At 43.1% G+C, this 16145-nt stretch carries 17 protein-coding genes; 9 read left to right on the top strand and 8 right to left on the bottom strand.

Annotated features, from left to right (window positions below; translation table 11 throughout):
- Nucleotides 1-3855: an ATP-dependent RNA helicase HrpA gene (gene hrpA / locus H0S56_RS05480; protein ID WP_195725843.1), complete on the bottom strand. Its 3855-nt coding sequence runs from the start codon at nucleotides 3853-3855 to the stop codon at nucleotides 1-3.
- Between the two features lie 489 nt (nucleotides 3856-4344).
- Here hrpA and ahpC point away from each other — a divergent pair, with 489 nt between their 5' ends.
- The gene (gene ahpC, locus H0S56_RS05475; protein WP_004278916.1) at nucleotides 4345-4908 is read left to right on the top strand and encodes an alkyl hydroperoxide reductase subunit C; all 564 of its coding nucleotides are present in this window, start codon (nucleotides 4345-4347) and stop codon (nucleotides 4906-4908) included.
- Nucleotides 4909-5199: 291 nt separating this feature from the next.
- The gene (locus H0S56_RS05470) at nucleotides 5200-5406 is read left to right on the top strand and encodes a KTSC domain-containing protein (RefSeq protein ID WP_004278917.1); all 207 of its coding nucleotides are present in this window, start codon (nucleotides 5200-5202) and stop codon (nucleotides 5404-5406) included.
- A gap of 11 nt (nucleotides 5407-5417) precedes the next feature.
- On the opposite strand, the gene H0S56_RS05465 is transcribed toward H0S56_RS05470, so the two are convergent.
- Together H0S56_RS05465 and H0S56_RS05460 are read right to left on the bottom strand one after the other, a co-directional pair.
- Nucleotides 5418-6008, bottom strand: coding sequence for an O-methyltransferase (locus H0S56_RS05465; RefSeq protein ID WP_195725842.1), 591 nt, complete (start codon nucleotides 6006-6008; stop codon nucleotides 5418-5420).
- Nucleotides 6009-6032: 24 nt separating this feature from the next.
- A complete protein-coding gene (locus tag H0S56_RS05460) occupies nucleotides 6033-6251 on the bottom strand; it encodes a DUF1653 domain-containing protein (RefSeq protein WP_034436473.1) in 219 nt (72 codons plus the stop codon).
- Between the two features lie 233 nt (nucleotides 6252-6484).
- Between H0S56_RS05460 and ahpF the strand changes: the two genes are divergently transcribed.
- The 3 genes from ahpF (at nucleotide 6485) to H0S56_RS05445 (ending at nucleotide 8933) form a co-directional block, all read left to right on the top strand.
- A complete protein-coding gene (gene ahpF, locus H0S56_RS05455) occupies nucleotides 6485-8050 on the top strand; it encodes an alkyl hydroperoxide reductase subunit F (protein WP_195725806.1) in 1566 nt (521 codons plus the stop codon).
- A 286-nt stretch (nucleotides 8051-8336) separates the two neighbouring features.
- Nucleotides 8337-8582, top strand: coding sequence for a hypothetical protein (locus H0S56_RS05450; protein ID WP_004278921.1), 246 nt, complete (start codon nucleotides 8337-8339; stop codon nucleotides 8580-8582).
- A 144-nt stretch (nucleotides 8583-8726) separates the two neighbouring features.
- Entirely contained in the window at nucleotides 8727-8933 is a 207-nt protein-coding gene (locus H0S56_RS05445) for a hypothetical protein (RefSeq protein WP_005106537.1), read from the top strand.
- Here the strand turns inward: H0S56_RS05445 and H0S56_RS05440 are convergent.
- Both H0S56_RS05440 and H0S56_RS05435 read right to left on the bottom strand, forming a co-directional pair.
- Complete coding sequence (locus H0S56_RS05440) at nucleotides 8917-9555, bottom strand: LysE family transporter (RefSeq protein WP_195725841.1); 639 nt, start codon at nucleotides 9553-9555, stop codon at nucleotides 8917-8919. The genes H0S56_RS05445 and H0S56_RS05440 overlap by 17 nt on opposite strands.
- 117 nt (nucleotides 9556-9672) lie before the next feature.
- Entirely contained in the window at nucleotides 9673-10239 is a 567-nt protein-coding gene (locus H0S56_RS05435; RefSeq protein ID WP_005247360.1) for an FxsA family protein, read from the bottom strand.
- Between the two features lie 125 nt (nucleotides 10240-10364).
- On the opposite strand from H0S56_RS05435, the gene ruvC reads away from it, so the two are divergent.
- The gene (gene ruvC, locus H0S56_RS05430) at nucleotides 10365-10910 is read left to right on the top strand and encodes a crossover junction endodeoxyribonuclease RuvC (RefSeq protein WP_004278925.1); all 546 of its coding nucleotides are present in this window, start codon (nucleotides 10365-10367) and stop codon (nucleotides 10908-10910) included.
- 3 nt (nucleotides 10911-10913) lie between these two features.
- On the opposite strand, the gene H0S56_RS05425 is transcribed toward ruvC, so the two are convergent.
- Nucleotides 10914-11186 (bottom strand): acylphosphatase, encoded by a 273-nt coding sequence (locus H0S56_RS05425; RefSeq protein ID WP_004278926.1) that lies wholly within the window; start codon nucleotides 11184-11186, stop codon nucleotides 10914-10916.
- Nucleotides 11187-11196: 10 nt separating this feature from the next.
- Nucleotides 11197-12654: an NAD(P)H-hydrate dehydratase gene (locus H0S56_RS05420; RefSeq protein ID WP_195725840.1), complete on the bottom strand. Its 1458-nt coding sequence runs from the start codon at nucleotides 12652-12654 to the stop codon at nucleotides 11197-11199.
- Nucleotides 12655-12677: 23 nt separating this feature from the next.
- On the opposite strand from H0S56_RS05420, the gene queG reads away from it, so the two are divergent.
- From queG to bioB, 3 genes are all read left to right on the top strand, one after another.
- Nucleotides 12678-13772, top strand: coding sequence for a tRNA epoxyqueuosine(34) reductase QueG (queG, locus tag H0S56_RS05415; protein ID WP_071851791.1), 1095 nt, complete (start codon nucleotides 12678-12680; stop codon nucleotides 13770-13772).
- A gap of 126 nt (nucleotides 13773-13898) precedes the next feature.
- Nucleotides 13899-14102, top strand: a complete 204-nt coding sequence (locus tag H0S56_RS05410) for a hypothetical protein (RefSeq protein ID WP_004278929.1) — start codon at nucleotides 13899-13901, stop codon at nucleotides 14100-14102.
- 133 nt (nucleotides 14103-14235) lie between these two features.
- A complete protein-coding gene (bioB, locus tag H0S56_RS05405) occupies nucleotides 14236-15237 on the top strand; it encodes a biotin synthase BioB (protein WP_195725839.1) in 1002 nt (333 codons plus the stop codon).
- A 7-nt stretch (nucleotides 15238-15244) separates the two neighbouring features.
- Here the strand turns inward: bioB and H0S56_RS05400 are convergent, their stop codons facing one another.
- Nucleotides 15245-15481, bottom strand: a complete 237-nt coding sequence (locus tag H0S56_RS05400) for a hypothetical protein (RefSeq protein WP_034438286.1) — start codon at nucleotides 15479-15481, stop codon at nucleotides 15245-15247.
- Nucleotides 15482-16145: the final 664 nt, after the last annotated feature.

Here is a 16145-nt window from a genome sequence, read left to right as displayed (position 1 = left end):
TTAACTGATTCCAAGACGATCCCATACTTTTTGCAAGCGAGTTGGAGACACAGGTGCTTTTGTTTTCATCGGTTGTGAAAACAATGAGATTCTTAACTCCTCGACCATGAAATACAATTCTTTCAGGCGAGGGTCATCTTTAAACTTGAATAATTTTTCCATCCATTGATCAATTTGGTCAATGGCGGAATTGTCCCTTTGTAGATTATTGGGCAAGCGCTCCAAACGCAAGATCAAGGCTTTCAAATAACGTGGAAATTCGATCCATACATCGGAAGGTTTACGATACACAAAGTCAGAAAGGCTCATTAAATCAAGTTGATCTTCAATATCATTGATATTTTTTTCAAACACAGAATGATCTAAAACCAATAATTTCCGGCGGATTTCCTGCCACTGGATATAAATATCCGTGATCTCTTTCAGGGCAACTTGGCCATAAGTCAAGAAAGATTTTTTTACATCTTCAACCAGTTTTTGGAACTCTTGCGCATTGACAGGTAATTCATTAATAGACATGTGCAGTGTGGCATAAACTAACATTTGTTCCAGTTGTGCCTTATCACCGAGTGGTGAATAAGCCAGCGCCAGAGGTTTGGAAATCTGTTTTTTCAACTGGCGGGTCAAGTCTCCGAGTTGCATATGCACCAGTCGGATCACTCCTTCACGATGTTTTTTGATCGCTTCAGCCTGATCATTAAAAGTCTGAATCACCACACCCGATTCATCTTTCTGCTCCAGGGCAGAAAAAGCTTTAGTCGGAACCAGCGCCTGGTACTGCTTGACCACGACACCGGTGACTTTTTGTGAGGCTTCAAATACAAAGCTTTCCGGGAAGGTTTTAAATTCACCTTTAAGCTGTTTGACCGGACTATGCGTTTCAGTCCGACAGCGCGCTTTCAGCTCAGCAAGATCACGCCCTTGTTCAATGACACGGCCTTTTTCATCAGTAACTTTAATAAAAGGCAACAGATACTGATCGACCCGGTCAAAGCTGAAATCTTTCTCCGTGATTTGATCGCCTCGCAACTGGAATGCCAAGAAACTAAAAATATGTTTCTGTAAATCCTGCGCATCTACTTTTGCTATGAGTTTTTGTGCAGTATCCGGAATCGGCACCAGATTACGGCGCTTATCCTTCGGCAAAGCTTTTAGCAATGCTTCAATCAGATCCAGACGCCAACCCGGAATCCCCCATGACCAGATACCTTCATCGACCTGGGCTAAGGCTTGCAGGGGAATTTTAACTGTCGCGCCATCTTCATCATGACTCGGGTCAAAACGATAGGTTGCAGCCAGACGCAGGCTACCATTGTGCAAATAGTCCGGAAATTGTTGTGTCGTCGGCCGGTCATTCAGCCATAGCGCATCATCATCGACAAATAAATAACGCGGATTCTGAGGCTCAACCGTGGCACGCCAGTCTTCAAAAGTACGACGGCTGGCCACTTCAGGCGGCACTTTCGAGGCATAGAACTGGTAAATGGTTTCTTCATCAACCACCAGATCACGACGGCGCAATTTATCTTCAACCCGCTCTACTTCTTCCAGTTTGAGCAGGTTATGCTTTAAAAATGGCGGACTAATACCCAGATGACCAGTAGTTAAAGCATCGCGTAAGAAAATTTCATGTGCAGCTTCTTGATCCACTTTTTCATAATTAATCGGGCGTTTCGGCTCAATAATCAGACCGAACAAGGAAATCTGGTCATAAGCATTCACCACACCGGCTTTTTTCGACCAGTGCGGTTCAAAATAATGATGCTTGAGCAAGTCACGTGCCGCCAGCAGAATCCATTCTGGTTCAATCTTGGCCAGGGTGCGTAAATATACCTGAGAAGTTTCCACCATCTCAAAGGCCATGACCCACGGGGTATTGGTCTTGTGCAAAGTCGATGCCGGGAAAATCCGTGCTTTTTGCTGACGCACCGCCATAAAAACATTACGCTCATCGGTCTTGTTGGCGATAAACGATAAGAGACCGGTCAACAAGGCACGGTGCAGATTTTCATAACTGGCTTTCTTTTCATTAAATGACAGTTTTAAACCCTTAGCCAACTCCACCAGCTGCTCATGAGTTTTCTTCCATTCACGCAGACGCAGCCAGCTCAGGAAGTGATTACGCGCAAAAGTACGGCGCTTATTTTCACTCATGCTTTCGCGGTTATTGTGCAGCGTCTCCCAGAGCTTGATATAGAACAGGAAATCAGAATCAGCTTCACGGAACAAGGCATGTTTCTGATCTGCCTGCATCTGTTTATCCGCAGGACGTTCACGTGGATCTTGCACCGCAAGTGCTGCCACAATCACCAGAACCTCATTCAGCACGCCAAAATGTGCCCCACCGAGAATCATACGGGCTAAACGCGGGTCAATTGGCATTTTCGCCATTTGATAACCGATTTTGGTAAGCTCAAGTTTTTTCTCGGATAAAGCCCCCAGCTCAATGAGCAACTTACGTCCATCATTCACCAGACGGTGATCTGGTGGCTCAATGAAGTCGAAGTCTTCGAGTGAACCCAGCCCCAGACTTTGCATCTGCAAAATTACAGATGCCAGGTTGGTTCGCTTGATTTCCGGTTCGGTAAACTCTGGACGGCTGAGGAAATCATCTTCAGAATACAGGCGTATACAGACACCCGGCGCAATACGACCACAACGACCTTTACGCTGGTTCGCGGCTGCCTGAGAAACGGCTTCAATTGGTAGACGTTGCACCCGTGAACGATAGTTATAACGCGAAATACGGGCAAAACCGCTATCAATCACATACCGGATATTCGGAACGGTTAAAGCTGTTTCTGCTACGTTGGTGGCAATAATAATGCGTCGCCCGCCACCAGAAGGATTAAAGATTTTCTGCTGTTCGGCCAGCGCCAGACGCGCATATAAAGTTAATACTTCCGTGTGGCGTGGCCCATGTTTGATCAGGGTTTCCTGTAACTCGCGAATTTCCTGCTCGGTACTGGCAAAAATCAGGATATCGGCATGTTCGGGATGACCTTTTTCCTGTGCATCCTGAAAGCATTCTTCGACTGCTTTGACCACAGCGCGAGGCAGGTTTTCTTCAAAATCATCAAACTCATCATCATCACTACCGCCAATGCTCATTTCCGAGATCGGGCGATAACGCAGCTCTACCGGGAAGCTGCGGCCTTCCACTTCAAAAATTGGTGCACCATTAAAGTAACTGCTAAAACGGTTTACATCCAGGGTTGCTGAAGTAATGATGACTTTCAGATCGGGACGACGCGGCAACAGTTGCTTCAGATAACCCATAATGAAGTCGATATTCAGTGAACGTTCATGCGCTTCATCAATAATAATCGTGTCATATTTGGTCAGGTATCGGTCATGCGTCAGTTCGGCCAGTAAAATACCGTCTGTCATCAAACGCACAATTGAGTCTTGTGAACCCTGTTCCGTAAAACGTACTTTAAAGGAAATTGATTCACCGAGTTTTTCGCCAACTTCTTCGGCAATACGCTGTGATACGCTGCGGGCTGCCAGTCGACGCGGCTGGGTATGTCCGATCATTCCGGTCAGGCCACGTCCAGCCAGCATAGCAATTTGCGGTAACTGGGTGGTTTTACCAGAACCGGTTTCACCAGCTACAATAATAACCTGATGCTTTTGAATCGCGGTAATCAGCTTGTCAGCATACTGGGTTACCGGCAGATCCTGATTTAGCTTGATGTTCGGAAGACGTTCAAGCTGTTGCCGTACTTTCAGATTGGATTTTTCAAATAATTCCTGATACTGCTTGGCATCTGCGTCTTTCCCCTTTTTCAGTCGATTTAAACGGTGACGGTCACGCGCCATTATCCATTGATCTACATTTAAATGACTCTGCACAGAGAAAACACCCACATCAAAAAACAGGAAAGGTTTATTTTACTTGGTTCATTAGATTTCAGATAGTCGTAGTTCTGTTAAGTGCCGGACAAATTGGCTTTGGCTGCCTGATTTCCCTCAATTCAGCGCCATAAACCTATCAAAATATCTATATGACACGCTTGAATTTTCCTGAGTAGATTTAATCATCAGTTTAATTTTGAAATTGATATTTAAATTATTTTGCGGAAAACATGCTTTTTTCCTGATTCACCCTTGAATTTTTTGGTTTCAACATCATGTTTGCTAGCACGAGGAAAAAGAGATAATTTTGTCATCAGGCCATCATCTTGATGCTGCTCAATGAACAAAGCGATTTTGCCGAAGTGGCGCGTTTTTACTTAATTCGGTTTTTCCGATGTTTGTAATGTAAAAATACCATTTTAGCATCAACCAAAATTTCGATACTCTTATTCAAAATCAAAGACTACTTCAATCATGGAGACAATGATGAGCTTAATTAATACTGAAGTTAAACCATTTAAAGCAACTGCATTCCAAAACGGCAAATTCATTGAAGTTACTGAAGCTGACCTGAAAGGCAAATGGTCTGTTGTATTCTTCTACCCAGCTGACTTCACTTTCGTTTGCCCGACTGAACTTGGTGACCTTGCTGACAACTACGCTGAATTCCAAAAACTAGGCGTTGAAATCTACTCAGTTTCTACTGACACGCATTTCACTCACAAAGCTTGGCACGATTCTTCAGAAGAAATCAAAAAAATCCAGTATGTAATGGTTGGTGATGCAAACTGGACACTTGCTAAAAACTTTGACGTATTAATCGAAGCTGATGGCCTTGCTGATCGTGGTACTTTCGTGATCGATCCAGAAGGTAAAATCCAAATCGTTGAAATCAACGCTGGTGGTATCGGCCGTGATGCTCAAGAACTTCTTCGTAAAGTTAAAGCAGCTCAGTACGTACATGCTCACCCAGGCGAAGTTTGCCCAGCTAAATGGAAAGAAGGCGATGCAACTCTTGCTCCTTCAATCGACCTAGTAGGTAAAATCTAATTTTAATTAGATTGAACTGATTCAAAAAACCACGCTTTTTAGCGTGGTTTTTTATGGTTTAAGCTTTTATGTCAGCGCAATACGGGATTTTATTTTTTAAAATGATTTTGTTAGGACTTTAAATATTGCAGTCCTATTTTTTTCTTGATCAATCATATAAAAATTCAGGTATATCTTTTGCTTCGCTTTCTCATAATCCTTACCGATTCTTACAATTGAGCTATACATCTGCAGAGCCATATGGCATAAGTTCAAATGATAAGATAAGAAATATTCAGTGGAGGAACGCATATGCAAAAACTGCTTACCGTGATTTCTTGGAAATACAATCCCTCAAGCCGCCACCTGAAAATTGTATACAGTAATGGTCATACCGAGCTGTATCATCCCGTACCTGAATTTATTTATGACAACCTGCTAAGACGCCAAGACAAAGCCGCATTCGTGGAAAAGTATCTCGAATATAATTTACATTTTAATAAAATTTGCATGGATTAGAGCCAATCGAATTAACGCAATCCCACCATCAGCAAACCTGCGCCTATGAGTACAATACTCATGATAAAACGTGGGTCTTGCTGAATTAAGGCAATAAACTCTTCGACTTCTGCTGCATGTGAAATGACATTATCAACTACCAGTAACCCGCCCTTTGCTTTAAGTAATCGACTCAAATGTGGCCAGTAACTGACATAAGCATCTCGTTCAGCATCTAACAGGATAAAATCAAATAATTCCTGTTCTGCCTCCAGATAAACTTGTGCATCAATTACTTTAAAATTGATTAAATCTGCAAAATCTATTTCTGTCGCATATTGCTTTGCCTGAGTAACCCGTTCTGCATCAACTTCAAGTGTTGTAATCATGGCTTGAGTCTGCCGAGCCGCTTCTGCCAGCCATAAAGTGGAATAACCAGTAGAAGTCCCAATTTCCAGAATACTTTTCGATTGTTGCGTACGAATCAGCATAGATAAAAATCGACCGGATTCTGGTTCTATATTGCGATATCGGTGCCGGCGATCTGCCTGCTTAAGATCATGCCTATGAAACTTTTCATATAATTCCTGCATGAATCTTTCAAATTCATCTGAGTTTTGCATCACTCTTCCCTGAGTCTGTTTGGCTTAAAGTGCCTGAATCAATTTAAAACGCTCCACTTCACGATCATCGTTAGTGGTAATGGTTTCAGTGAACATCGTTAAAGGACGTACCCAAATTGAATAATCCCCGTAGAGACATTGATAAACCACCAGCTTTTCTTCAGTTTCACTGTGCGTGGCAACATGAAACACCTGATAAAGCTGTCCCTTATAATGTTGATAAATACCGCGTTGTAATTCCATCATTCAAGTCTCAAATATCTTGTTTTAATCTTAGCTGAAAATCCTTATTCTTGCTCTAAACTACTTGAAGATTAATCTTTCGACCCCATATAGAACTTTGAAATTAATAATGAATTTTTCAACAAATCTGTAAATCCGATCAATAAAATAAAAACAACCTGTTTTACCTATTCAGTCGATTGTCCTATCATGGCTGTATCAAATAAACATTTACTCCTTTGGAGACGTTAGCAATGTTAGATCAAAATACTTCAGCCCAACTTAAAACCTTATTAGAACGCCTAGAAGGCCCGATTGAACTGGTGGCGACTTTGGATGGCTCTGACAAATCAGCCAAAATCCAGGAACTGGTGTCCGAAGTGGCTGCACTGTCTGACCTGGTGACTGCACGCTTTGACGGGACCAATGCACGTGCGCCAAGTTTCGGGATTGCAAAAGCTGGTGAGGAACCACGTGTATTCTTTGCAGGCTTGCCAATGGGCCATGAGTTCACCTCACTGATCCTGGCATTGTTGCAAACCTCAGGTTATGCACCGAAAGTCTCTGATGAAGTTCTGGCGAATATCAAGAGTCTGGGTGTTCAATCTAATTTCGATGTATTTGTATCCTTAAGCTGCCATAACTGTCCGGATGTGGTTCAGGCACTTAACCTGATCGCCATCTATAACCCAGGCACTACAGCGACCATGATTGATGGGGCTTTCTTCCAGGAAGAAGTAGAAGAACGCAAAATCATGGCGGTTCCGATGGTGTTCCAGGACAACCAGCATATAGGTCAGGGTCGTATGACGCTGGAAGAAATCATTGCCAAGTTGGACAGCAATGCCGCTACCAAAGATGCGGAAAAGCTGAATGCCAAAGATGCCTTTGATGTCCTGGTGATCGGTGGTGGTCCTGCAGGGAATACTTCTGCGATCTATGCAGCACGTAAAGGCATTAAAACCGGGATCGTGGCTGAACGCATGGGCGGTCAGGTCATGGATACCATGGACATTGAAAACTTCACGTCAGTACAAAAAACCCAAGGTCCTAAATTTGCAGCGGAAATGGAAGCCCACGTGCGTGAATACGGGGTCGACATCATGAACCTGCAACGCGTGTCTGATATCAAAGGGGCAGACGAAACGGCCAATGGTCTGGTGGAAGTGACTTTAGAGAATGGTGCCAAACTGGAATCTAAAACCGTGATTCTGTCGACCGGCGCACACTGGAGAGAGATGAACGTTCCAGGTGAGCAGGAATACAAAACTCGTGGTGTGGCCTACTGTCCGCACTGTGATGGCCCACTGTTTAAGGGTAAACGTGTCGCCGTGATTGGCGGTGGTAACTCGGGGGTGGAAGCTGCGATCGACCTGGCAGGGATTGTAGAGCATGTAACTTTGGTGGAATTTGATACCAAATTGCGTGCGGATCAGGTGCTGCAAGACAAACTGAACAGCTTGCCGAACACCACCGTGATCAAGAATGCCTTGTCGACTGAAGTGCTGGGTGACGGTTCACAGGTGACGGGTCTGAAATACAAAGACCGTGCCACAGATGAAGAGCATACAGTAGAACTTGCAGGGATCTTCGTGCAGATCGGTTTGTTGCCAAATACGGACTTCCTGAAAGAAACGGCTGTTGAATTAACTAACCGTGGCGAGATTGTGATTAACGACCGCAACGAAACCAATGTCAAAGGTGTATTTGCAGCAGGTGACTGTACCACAGTGCCTTACAAGCAGATCATCATTGCGACCGGTGAAGGTGCCAAGGCATCACTGTCTGCTTTTGATTACATCATCCGTTCTGGGCAGTAAGTTTTAGACTAGCTCAAATAAAGCCCGCTTGATGCGGGCTTTATTATGTATATTTTCAAGAGAATTAACTCTTAATTCATTGATTATCATTTGATTAATGAAAATATTTCTTACATTTTAAGAAAATCCTACTGCTTGTGTAATGAATTTTTATACTCTATTGTCTCTATGTAATTATCAGCAATTGCTTATTGCAAGCTGATGCTGCTCTACCTATGATAAAAAACCAATTGAATCATCTTTCATGATCGAAGAATAAAAAGGATAACATCCTGGGAGAAGAACAATGCAGTATCAATATCATTGTGCTTGCTGCGAAAAAGTAGTCGACTCTACAGAAAAATCATGCTCAAACTGTGGCTCACATCATATTCGCAGCCCTTTTGGTTTCTGGATTTTTTGTCTTGTGGCCTGCCTCGTTACAGCAATCGTATTTAAAGTCGTGCATTTGTATGTGCAATCACAACAAGAAGTTCCTATACAACACTCTATACTGGATGTTTTAAAAGAAGAAGATAAAAGACTTCGCTAATTTCATGCATCTCACAGCAAAGACCTGTTAGTTCAAACAAGTCTTTTTATTACTCTTGAATAATTCAAATAGTGATGCGGAAAATAACCTCATCAAATCCAGCTTTGATTTACAATAGCTGTGGATTTGAATGAGAGATGTGCCATGGTTCAGTTAATTAAAAAAGGTGGATTGCGTGAGCGCGCTAACCGTAGTCGCAGTTATCAAGGCTCTGAAAATACTGAAACCACCTTAAAGCCTAATCGTTATCAAACGGCGGTTAAAACACCAGACAATTTAGCCTCTCCTTCCCCGACCTCACCAATATCTCCAGCATTAAATGAAGATACCCTCCTTAATTCATCAGAATAAGTGCGTCATACCATAACCACAATGCAAATAGCAGAAATAGTCCGCCTGACATCATATCAATATAACTCCCCGAACGCTGGTACAAGATTTTAATTTTTGGTTGGGAAATCAACAGCATCAATAAAGCAAAGGTGATAAAGGTCTGCAAAGGAATAATCACTGCCAGCTGTGCTTTCAAATAATCGGAAGCAGATGAACTCAAAGCCAGTGAAAATACGCTACTAAAATAGATCAGTGTTTTGGGATTAGAAAGGTTGGTCCATAAGCCCAACATAAAATAGTTTTTAGCTTGCACCTGTCCATTTGTATCGTCGTCGGTCTGATGTCTATTTTTAAAGCTATGCACACCACCCTTTAACATGGTCCATCCCATTTTAGCCAGGAACACACCACCGAGCACCATCAATACCTGTTGAATCCATGGAAACTGGTCAATTAACACGGTAAAACCCGCAAGTGTCAGTATTACCCAAACCACGATACCGGCAGAGATCCCTGCAATAATTTTCAAGGCATTCTGGCGTGTGGTAGATGCGGCACTTTTGGCAATGAGCAAAATATCGGGACCGGGACTGAGTTGAGCAACAAAATGCAGGAGACAGATCGTAAAAAGCAGAGACATTAAAATAAGGTAAATTTATAAAAATATATTATAACGTTTGTTCAAAGAGATTAGAAAGCTCCAATAAAAAACCGAATCATCAGATTCGGCTTAAATAGAATTTTTTAAATAAAACATTTATTTTGGATTGATATCTTTCATTTCAATTTTTTTCGCCTCAGGTCTCACTTCACGTGCTTCACCATCAATAATGTTGGAATCACCGCGACCTGATTGCTGATTTTGCATATCCTGCATTTGACGCATCATCTCGGCAAATGGGTTCTGGCCTTGTGCACCACCCATATCGCCCATCATGCCACCCATCATTTTTTCCATCATGAGTTGCTGACGTTTCATCATCGCTTTCATTATAGCAGCCTTAAAAACCTGCTGAACCGCTGGAATGAGCATCAATACTGCCAATACGTCGGTAATCAATCCAGGAATAAGCAGAAAGAAACCTGCCAGAATTTTAGGTAAATTTCCTGTTAATGCAGGATCTGCACTCATCTGTCCCATCTGCATTTGCTGCATTTGTGGCATTACACCGGCCGAGTATTTACGGATCAGATTCATACCAATAAAAAATGCGGCCACAAACCAGAAAAATACGTACCACATGCTCCCGACGAGGTCACCCACGCCAATCCAGACAAATACTTCTAGGATTAAGCCTGCAAGGATAATAAGAAATAATTTCATGAAAATTAATCTAATCTCAGTAAAATAAATAATAGGATGCTGGAATCAACTGCTTCATCAGGATCAAGCTTTTTTGATACGCTTATGTAACAATATGGGCATTATTCTATTTTTAAAGTGCGGGCATGTCATTAATTATTGGGATTGACCCCGGTTCTCGTTTAACCGGTTACGGAATTATCGAAAAAGACGGCTCCAAACTGACTTTTGTTGATGCCGGCACCATCAGAACAGAAACGACAGAAATGCCTGAACGTTTAAAACGGATCTTTGCCGGCGTGGAGCGCATTGTAAAATTTTATGGTCCCACTGAAGCTGCGGTAGAACAGGTCTTTATGGCACAAAATCCGGATTCTGCCTTAAAACTCGGTCAGGCCCGTGGTGCTGCTGTTGCGGCACTGGTCAATCTGGATTTGAAAGTCGCTGAATATACTGCGCGCCAGATCAAGCAGTCGGTAGTGGGTTATGGCGCTGCGGATAAAGAACAGGTGCAGATGATGGTAATGAATATTCTAAAACTCAGCATCAAACCGCAGCAGGATGCCGCCGATGCTTTAGCTGCTGCTATTTGTCATGCCCACGCCTCAGGCAGTATGAGTAAAATGGCGGTATTGAATGCGTTGGGTGGTATGGCACGCGGCCGGAGTCGCGTCAGTAGCCGTCGTCGATAAGGTTTAACGCAATATTATAAAGTCTTGAGCATCTAGCTCAGATTCCAGATACTCTTGAATAACCGCTTGTACGATTGCACGAGCAGGCCCTTTCCAACTTCGTGTAATCATTTCCTGAAGTTGGGAGTCTGTTCCAGCAATAACGGCCTCCACCTCACCTGTGCTCAAGTTCTTCACATATCCTTTCAGTCCAAGCGCCTGAGCCTGCTCGGCAAACCAGTAACGGTATCCGACTCCTTGAACTTGGCCTGAAATATTCAGTTTGATGACTGGCACACTATTCTCCTTAGCGATTCACGACCTGATAAATCGCATGTTTCATATCCTGTGCCTGCAAGCCACGTTCGCCATTTTTGGCCAGTTCATCACCTGCAAGTGCATGCAGCGTCACAATTTCATGCAAATAAATTTTTTGCGCAAATTGCGCCTTTAGACTGGCAATCATGCCGGCCAGCACATCCCCCATTCCGCCAGTGCCCATACCGGCATTCCCGGCATCACAGATGTAAAGCTTTTCTTCCAGAATCAGACTGCCTGAACCTTTTAGCACCCACTGTCCCTGATATTTTTGTTGCAGTGCATGAATGGCTGCAATCCGATCCATTTCAACTTCCGCAGTGCTACATGCCAGTAATGTGGCTGCTTCCCCAGGATGCGGAGTCGCATAAGTCTGGGAATTCAAAACTTGAGGCTGCTTGGCCAGAAACCATAAGGCATCCGCATCCAAAACAACCTCCAGATCAGATTGCTGAATCAGTTCAAACCAGATTTCGTATTGCGCTTTTGCCCAAGGATCACGACCTAACCCCATGCCAAAACAGACTGCATCGACCTGCTGAATCAGTGCTTGGCGTTGCTCCTGAGTTAAGAGATTGATATCACGCAGCATGATATTCGGTGCACGTGACAAAATCGCAGTATGATGTTTTGCATCACAGATGATCGTCACTTTACCTGCTCCTGCAGCAAATGCTGCTTCTGCCGCCATGATCACTGCACCGCCCATATCAGCATGTCCACCAATCACCAGAACATGACCATAACTGCCTTTATGACCAAAGGCTTCACGCTTGGGCAATTGAATCTGATGTGAGGCAAGCTGGGCAATCGGTTGAAGCTCTGTATCTGTCGGAATAGCAGAAATCAGTTCGATCTTGCCCGCATATTCTTTGCCTTGTCCAGTAAACAATCCTGCCTTGAGCCCCAAACCCGTGAAAGTATAGTCAGCTTTGATCGCAACAGGCAAAGGCTGGCCGGTATTGGCATCCAGTCCACTCGGAATATCGATCGAGATTTTGAGCCCATTTTGCCGGTTAATGCCGTGAATAACATTTTGCCAGTCAGAAGCCAGCTGACGGTTTAGACCAATTCCGAATAAGGCATCGATATAAACCTCATATTCGGATTGAAAATCAAAATGCGAATAAAACTGCACACCAACCCGCTGGGCTTCCAGCACAGCCGATGCCAAATCTTTAGAATTACCTAACTCAGCCGCATAAATATGAGCTTGAAAACCAGCCTGTTTTAAATATTTAGCCACCATATAACCATCGCCGGCATTATTACCCTGACCACAACAGACCGCGATTTTTTTTATTTTTTGCTGGGAAAATAAAGTGATCAGCCGCTGGCTAATCCCCCAGGCAACTTGTTGCATTAAACCGTAGGAACTATTTTGCTGCTGAAACCAGCGCTGCTCCCATGCTTGTAGATCGCGGCTATGGTAAACTTGTTGCTGCATTTCTTATTCCCTGTCTTTGGTTTATGACAACTCCCGATTCTCACGCGCAAATTCAAGTTTATCAACAAGATCCAGCTGAGCTAAAAGCATGGATTAAAGCGCAGGCTTTAGAATTGGGTTTTTCTGATTGTGTCATTGCCAAACCGGATGCTCAAGCAGAATTAGCACGCTTACAGGAATATCTGGATCGTGGTTATCATGGTGACATGAAGTTTCTGGAAGAGAATTTGGAAAAACGTGCCAATCCCACTTTGCTAGTTCCCGGCACACGCAGCATTATCTGTGTGCGTATGGATTATCTGGTCGAGGTACCAGAACCACGTTATATCTCTTATGCACCCAACTCTGCCATTATCGCGCGTTATGCCCGTGGCCGAGATTATCACAAAACCATGCGGGGTCGCCTGAAAACTCTGGCGACAAAAATCCGGGAAAAAGTCGGAGATTTTGAATCACGCCCATTTGCCGATTCTGCGCCAATTTTTGAAAAATCGCTGGCTGAAAGTGCCGGTATGGGCTGGACAGGTAAACACACCCTTCTGATTCATAAAACATCAGGCTCATTCTTTGTTTTGGGTGAATTGTTTACTTCACTGGAACTGCCCTTTGATGAACCTGCGACGAAACATTGTGGCTCCTGTACTGCGTGTATCGACATCTGTCCGACTCAAGCGATTGTCGAACCGTACATGCTGGATGCACGACGCTGTATCGCCTATCTGACGATCGAATATAAAGGCATTATTCCAGAAGATTTACGACGCGGAATTGGCAACCGTGTTTTTGGTTGTGATGACTGCCAACTGATTTGTCCCTGGAACAGTTTTGCCCAAGTCACCTCGATAGAGGATTTTCATCCGCGTCATGGTCTGGATCAGATGAGTTTACTGGATTTATGGCAATGGGATGAAGCCACCTTTTTAAGTGCGACTGAAGGCAGTCCGATGCGTCGTACGGGTTATCAAAGCTTTATGCGCAATATCGCCATTGGTTTGGGCAATGCGCCCTTTGATGGGCATATTATTCAGGCACTCCAACAACAGCGTGATCAGCATGATGAAATTGTGCAGGTACATATCGATTGGGCCATTCAAGAACAACTGGCAAAATCCAGCTAATTTTTTATCGCCCTTAAAAATATATTTCAACTTTACCTAGATTCACAGTTTCACTTAAAAGCCTTACACACCCGTGTTTCAGACTATGGCATAAATAAAAATAGTCAGAAATGAAGTGGAGGAAAGATGATGTCATCAAAAAATCCAAATCAAGAACTGTTGGAGCAGCTTCAGCATGACCAGCAGAAGCAACAACAGCAGCAGCCGCAACATGGCCCGATTAATTCCCCAAAAAATAATCAGCATGAACAGGATCAGCGTGTGTTTAACAAGCAGCACCGTAGTGATCTGCATGGCCAGGATATTCATGGAAATCACAGTAATAAATAATCTGGTAACTGAAAAACAAAGCTCACCTCGTGTGGGCTTTGTCATTTATATAAGGTCATATTTTGCTAGTGAAGCAAGGTCGAATTTTTATTAAGATGAACCGAATGATAAATAAGCATAGATAGGGAAAGAGATGAACAGTAGTGATGCGGTACGTAATGATTGGTCACGTGAAGAAATACAAGCACTTTATCAGCAGCCTTTAATGGATTTAGTATTTCAGGCGCAACAGGTTCATCGTGAACATTTTACCATCAATACCATTCAGGTCAGCACCCTGCTCTCGATTAAAACCGGTAAATGCCCTGAAGACTGTAAATACTGTTCACAATCAGCCCATTATGATTCCAAACTGGAAGCTGAAAAACGCATTGCGGTCGATAAAGTGATTCAGGAAGCCAAACAGGCGCTGGCATCAGGAAGTTCACGTTTCTGTATGGGGGCTGCATGGCGCAACCCGCATGAACGCGATATGCCTTATGTGCTAGAAATGGTACGTGAAGTTAAAGCACTCGGTCTGGAAACCTGCATGACACTGGGGATGCTAAATGGATCTCAGGCTGAACGCTTGAAAGATGCAGGACTGGATTATTACAACCATAATCTGGACACTTCTCGTGAATACTATTCACATATCATCAGCACGCGTAGCTTTGATGATCGTCTGGATACATTGGATCATGTACGTCAGGCTGGTATGAAAGTCTGTAGTGGCGGTATTGTGGGTCTGGGTGAAAATCGTGATGACCGAATTGGTTTGTTATATGAACTTGCAACTCTGGCGATTCATCCGGAATCTGTGCCGATCAATATGTTGGTTCCGATTGAAGGAACACCGATGGCAGATGTAGAAAAGCTGGATGTGATTGAGTGGATTCGTACCATTGCCGTAGCACGCTTGCTGATGCCTAAAAGCTATATTCGCCTTTCTGCAGGGCGTGAATCCTTAAGCGATTCAGATCAGGCTTTGGCATTTATGGCTGGTGCCAATTCTATTTTCTCTGGTGAAAAACTGCTGACGACCCCTAATACATCCCAAGGCCGGGATCAGCAACTTTTTGCAAAATTAGGTTTAGTTGCAGAACAGCCAAAACCGAGTGTTCGCAGTCTGGCTACAGATGCAATGGCAAGTTAATCACTGTTTAAGTTGATGAACTCGCAGAAAAGTTATGTGCAGTAATTAAAATGCCATAACGGGCATTCAGATAATCTCCGACTCGGATTTGATCTACTCCATTGGCATGATGCACCATCAGCGCTTGCGTGACTGCATCATAGCTAAAGGAGTCATAACTATCTTGATGCAGGCTGAGCCAGTGCAGCGTATCTGCCAGGTTGCTGTCGACGATATAGGTATCTGCATGAAAATCTTTGCTCATATTCCTGTTTATCGTGTTGAAATTTCCCTTTAATTTTAACGGAAATTAGCCCATGACAAGCATAAAAAAAGTGAGCCATTGCTCACTTTTCTTGTAAAAACTTTAGTCCTTATTCGTACCGCACTTACGACACTCCCTGTGTTCCCCGATTTCTTGCATTTGCTCATATTCATAAATATGCAAACAAAACAATTTTCTTAAAAGCTGAAGCATCATTGAAACTCCTGTTTAATCATTTTTTTAATACGCTTCTTAAGATATTCCGTCCTGAAACATCATGATTTTTGACTAAAAAATCATCTCATATTAATTAGCATAATTTTTTCAGTTGTAAAATGCATTTCATCTACTTTTCACTTTTTTTGCAGATATTCTTTGAACTACATCACAATTATTTCATAAATATGAACTTTTTTTTTGATTAAAGAAGATGTTTATGGAATTTAGATAACAAAAGTAATATCTGAGGGAGATGCTTTTTTATTAAGCTGGGAACGAAGAGTATTTATTGAAAGGTAAACCAGAAAAGTTAATTATCAGTAGAGGCAACCATTTTAAGTCCTTCGAGATAAGAGCAACGATCAATTAAGTGAATTGCTTACTTCAAGATTTCATAATATCCAAAAACAAAAAACCACCTAGGATTAATACACCTAAGTGGTTG

Origin of the sequence: Acinetobacter lwoffii (genome assembly GCF_015602705.1) — a bacterium.
GTDB classification, from domain to species: Bacteria; Pseudomonadota; Gammaproteobacteria; order Pseudomonadales; family Moraxellaceae; genus Acinetobacter; species Acinetobacter lwoffii_E.
The sequence above is the reverse complement of the archived record's forward strand: the minus strand, read 5'-3'. Positions and strand labels throughout refer to the sequence as shown.

Bases quoted from the DNA above. Each gene is read 5' to 3' on its own strand.
- H0S56_RS05450 (WP_004278921.1), top strand. From the start codon at position 8,337: ATGCAGTATCAATATCATTGTGCTTGCTGCGAAAAAGTAGTCGACTCT.
- H0S56_RS05445 (WP_005106537.1), top strand. From the start codon at position 8,727: ATGGTTCAGTTAATTAAAAAAGGTGGATTGCGTGAGCGCGCTAACCGT.
- H0S56_RS05400 (WP_034438286.1), bottom strand. From the start codon at position 15,481: ATGAGCAAAGATTTTCATGCAGATACCTATATCGTCGACAGCAACCTG.
- bioB (WP_195725839.1), top strand. From the start codon at position 14,236: ATGAACAGTAGTGATGCGGTACGTAATGATTGGTCACGTGAAGAAATA.
- H0S56_RS05440 (WP_195725841.1), bottom strand. From the start codon at position 9,555: ATGTCTCTGCTTTTTACGATCTGTCTCCTGCATTTTGTTGCTCAACTC.
- ruvC (WP_004278925.1), top strand. From the start codon at position 10,365: ATGTCATTAATTATTGGGATTGACCCCGGTTCTCGTTTAACCGGTTAC.
- H0S56_RS05435 (WP_005247360.1), bottom strand. From the start codon at position 10,239: ATGAAATTATTTCTTATTATCCTTGCAGGCTTAATCCTAGAAGTATTT.
- queG (WP_071851791.1), top strand. From the start codon at position 12,678: ATGACAACTCCCGATTCTCACGCGCAAATTCAAGTTTATCAACAAGAT.
- ahpF (WP_195725806.1), top strand. From the start codon at position 6,485: ATGTTAGATCAAAATACTTCAGCCCAACTTAAAACCTTATTAGAACGC.
- H0S56_RS05420 (WP_195725840.1), bottom strand. From the start codon at position 12,654: ATGCAGCAACAAGTTTACCATAGCCGCGATCTACAAGCATGGGAGCAG.
- ahpC (WP_004278916.1), top strand. From the start codon at position 4,345: ATGAGCTTAATTAATACTGAAGTTAAACCATTTAAAGCAACTGCATTC.
- H0S56_RS05465 (WP_195725842.1), bottom strand. From the start codon at position 6,008: ATGCAAAACTCAGATGAATTTGAAAGATTCATGCAGGAATTATATGAA.
- H0S56_RS05460 (WP_034436473.1), bottom strand. From the start codon at position 6,251: ATGGAATTACAACGCGGTATTTATCAACATTATAAGGGACAGCTTTAT.
- H0S56_RS05470 (WP_004278917.1), top strand. From the start codon at position 5,200: ATGCAAAAACTGCTTACCGTGATTTCTTGGAAATACAATCCCTCAAGC.
- H0S56_RS05410 (WP_004278929.1), top strand. From the start codon at position 13,899: ATGATGTCATCAAAAAATCCAAATCAAGAACTGTTGGAGCAGCTTCAG.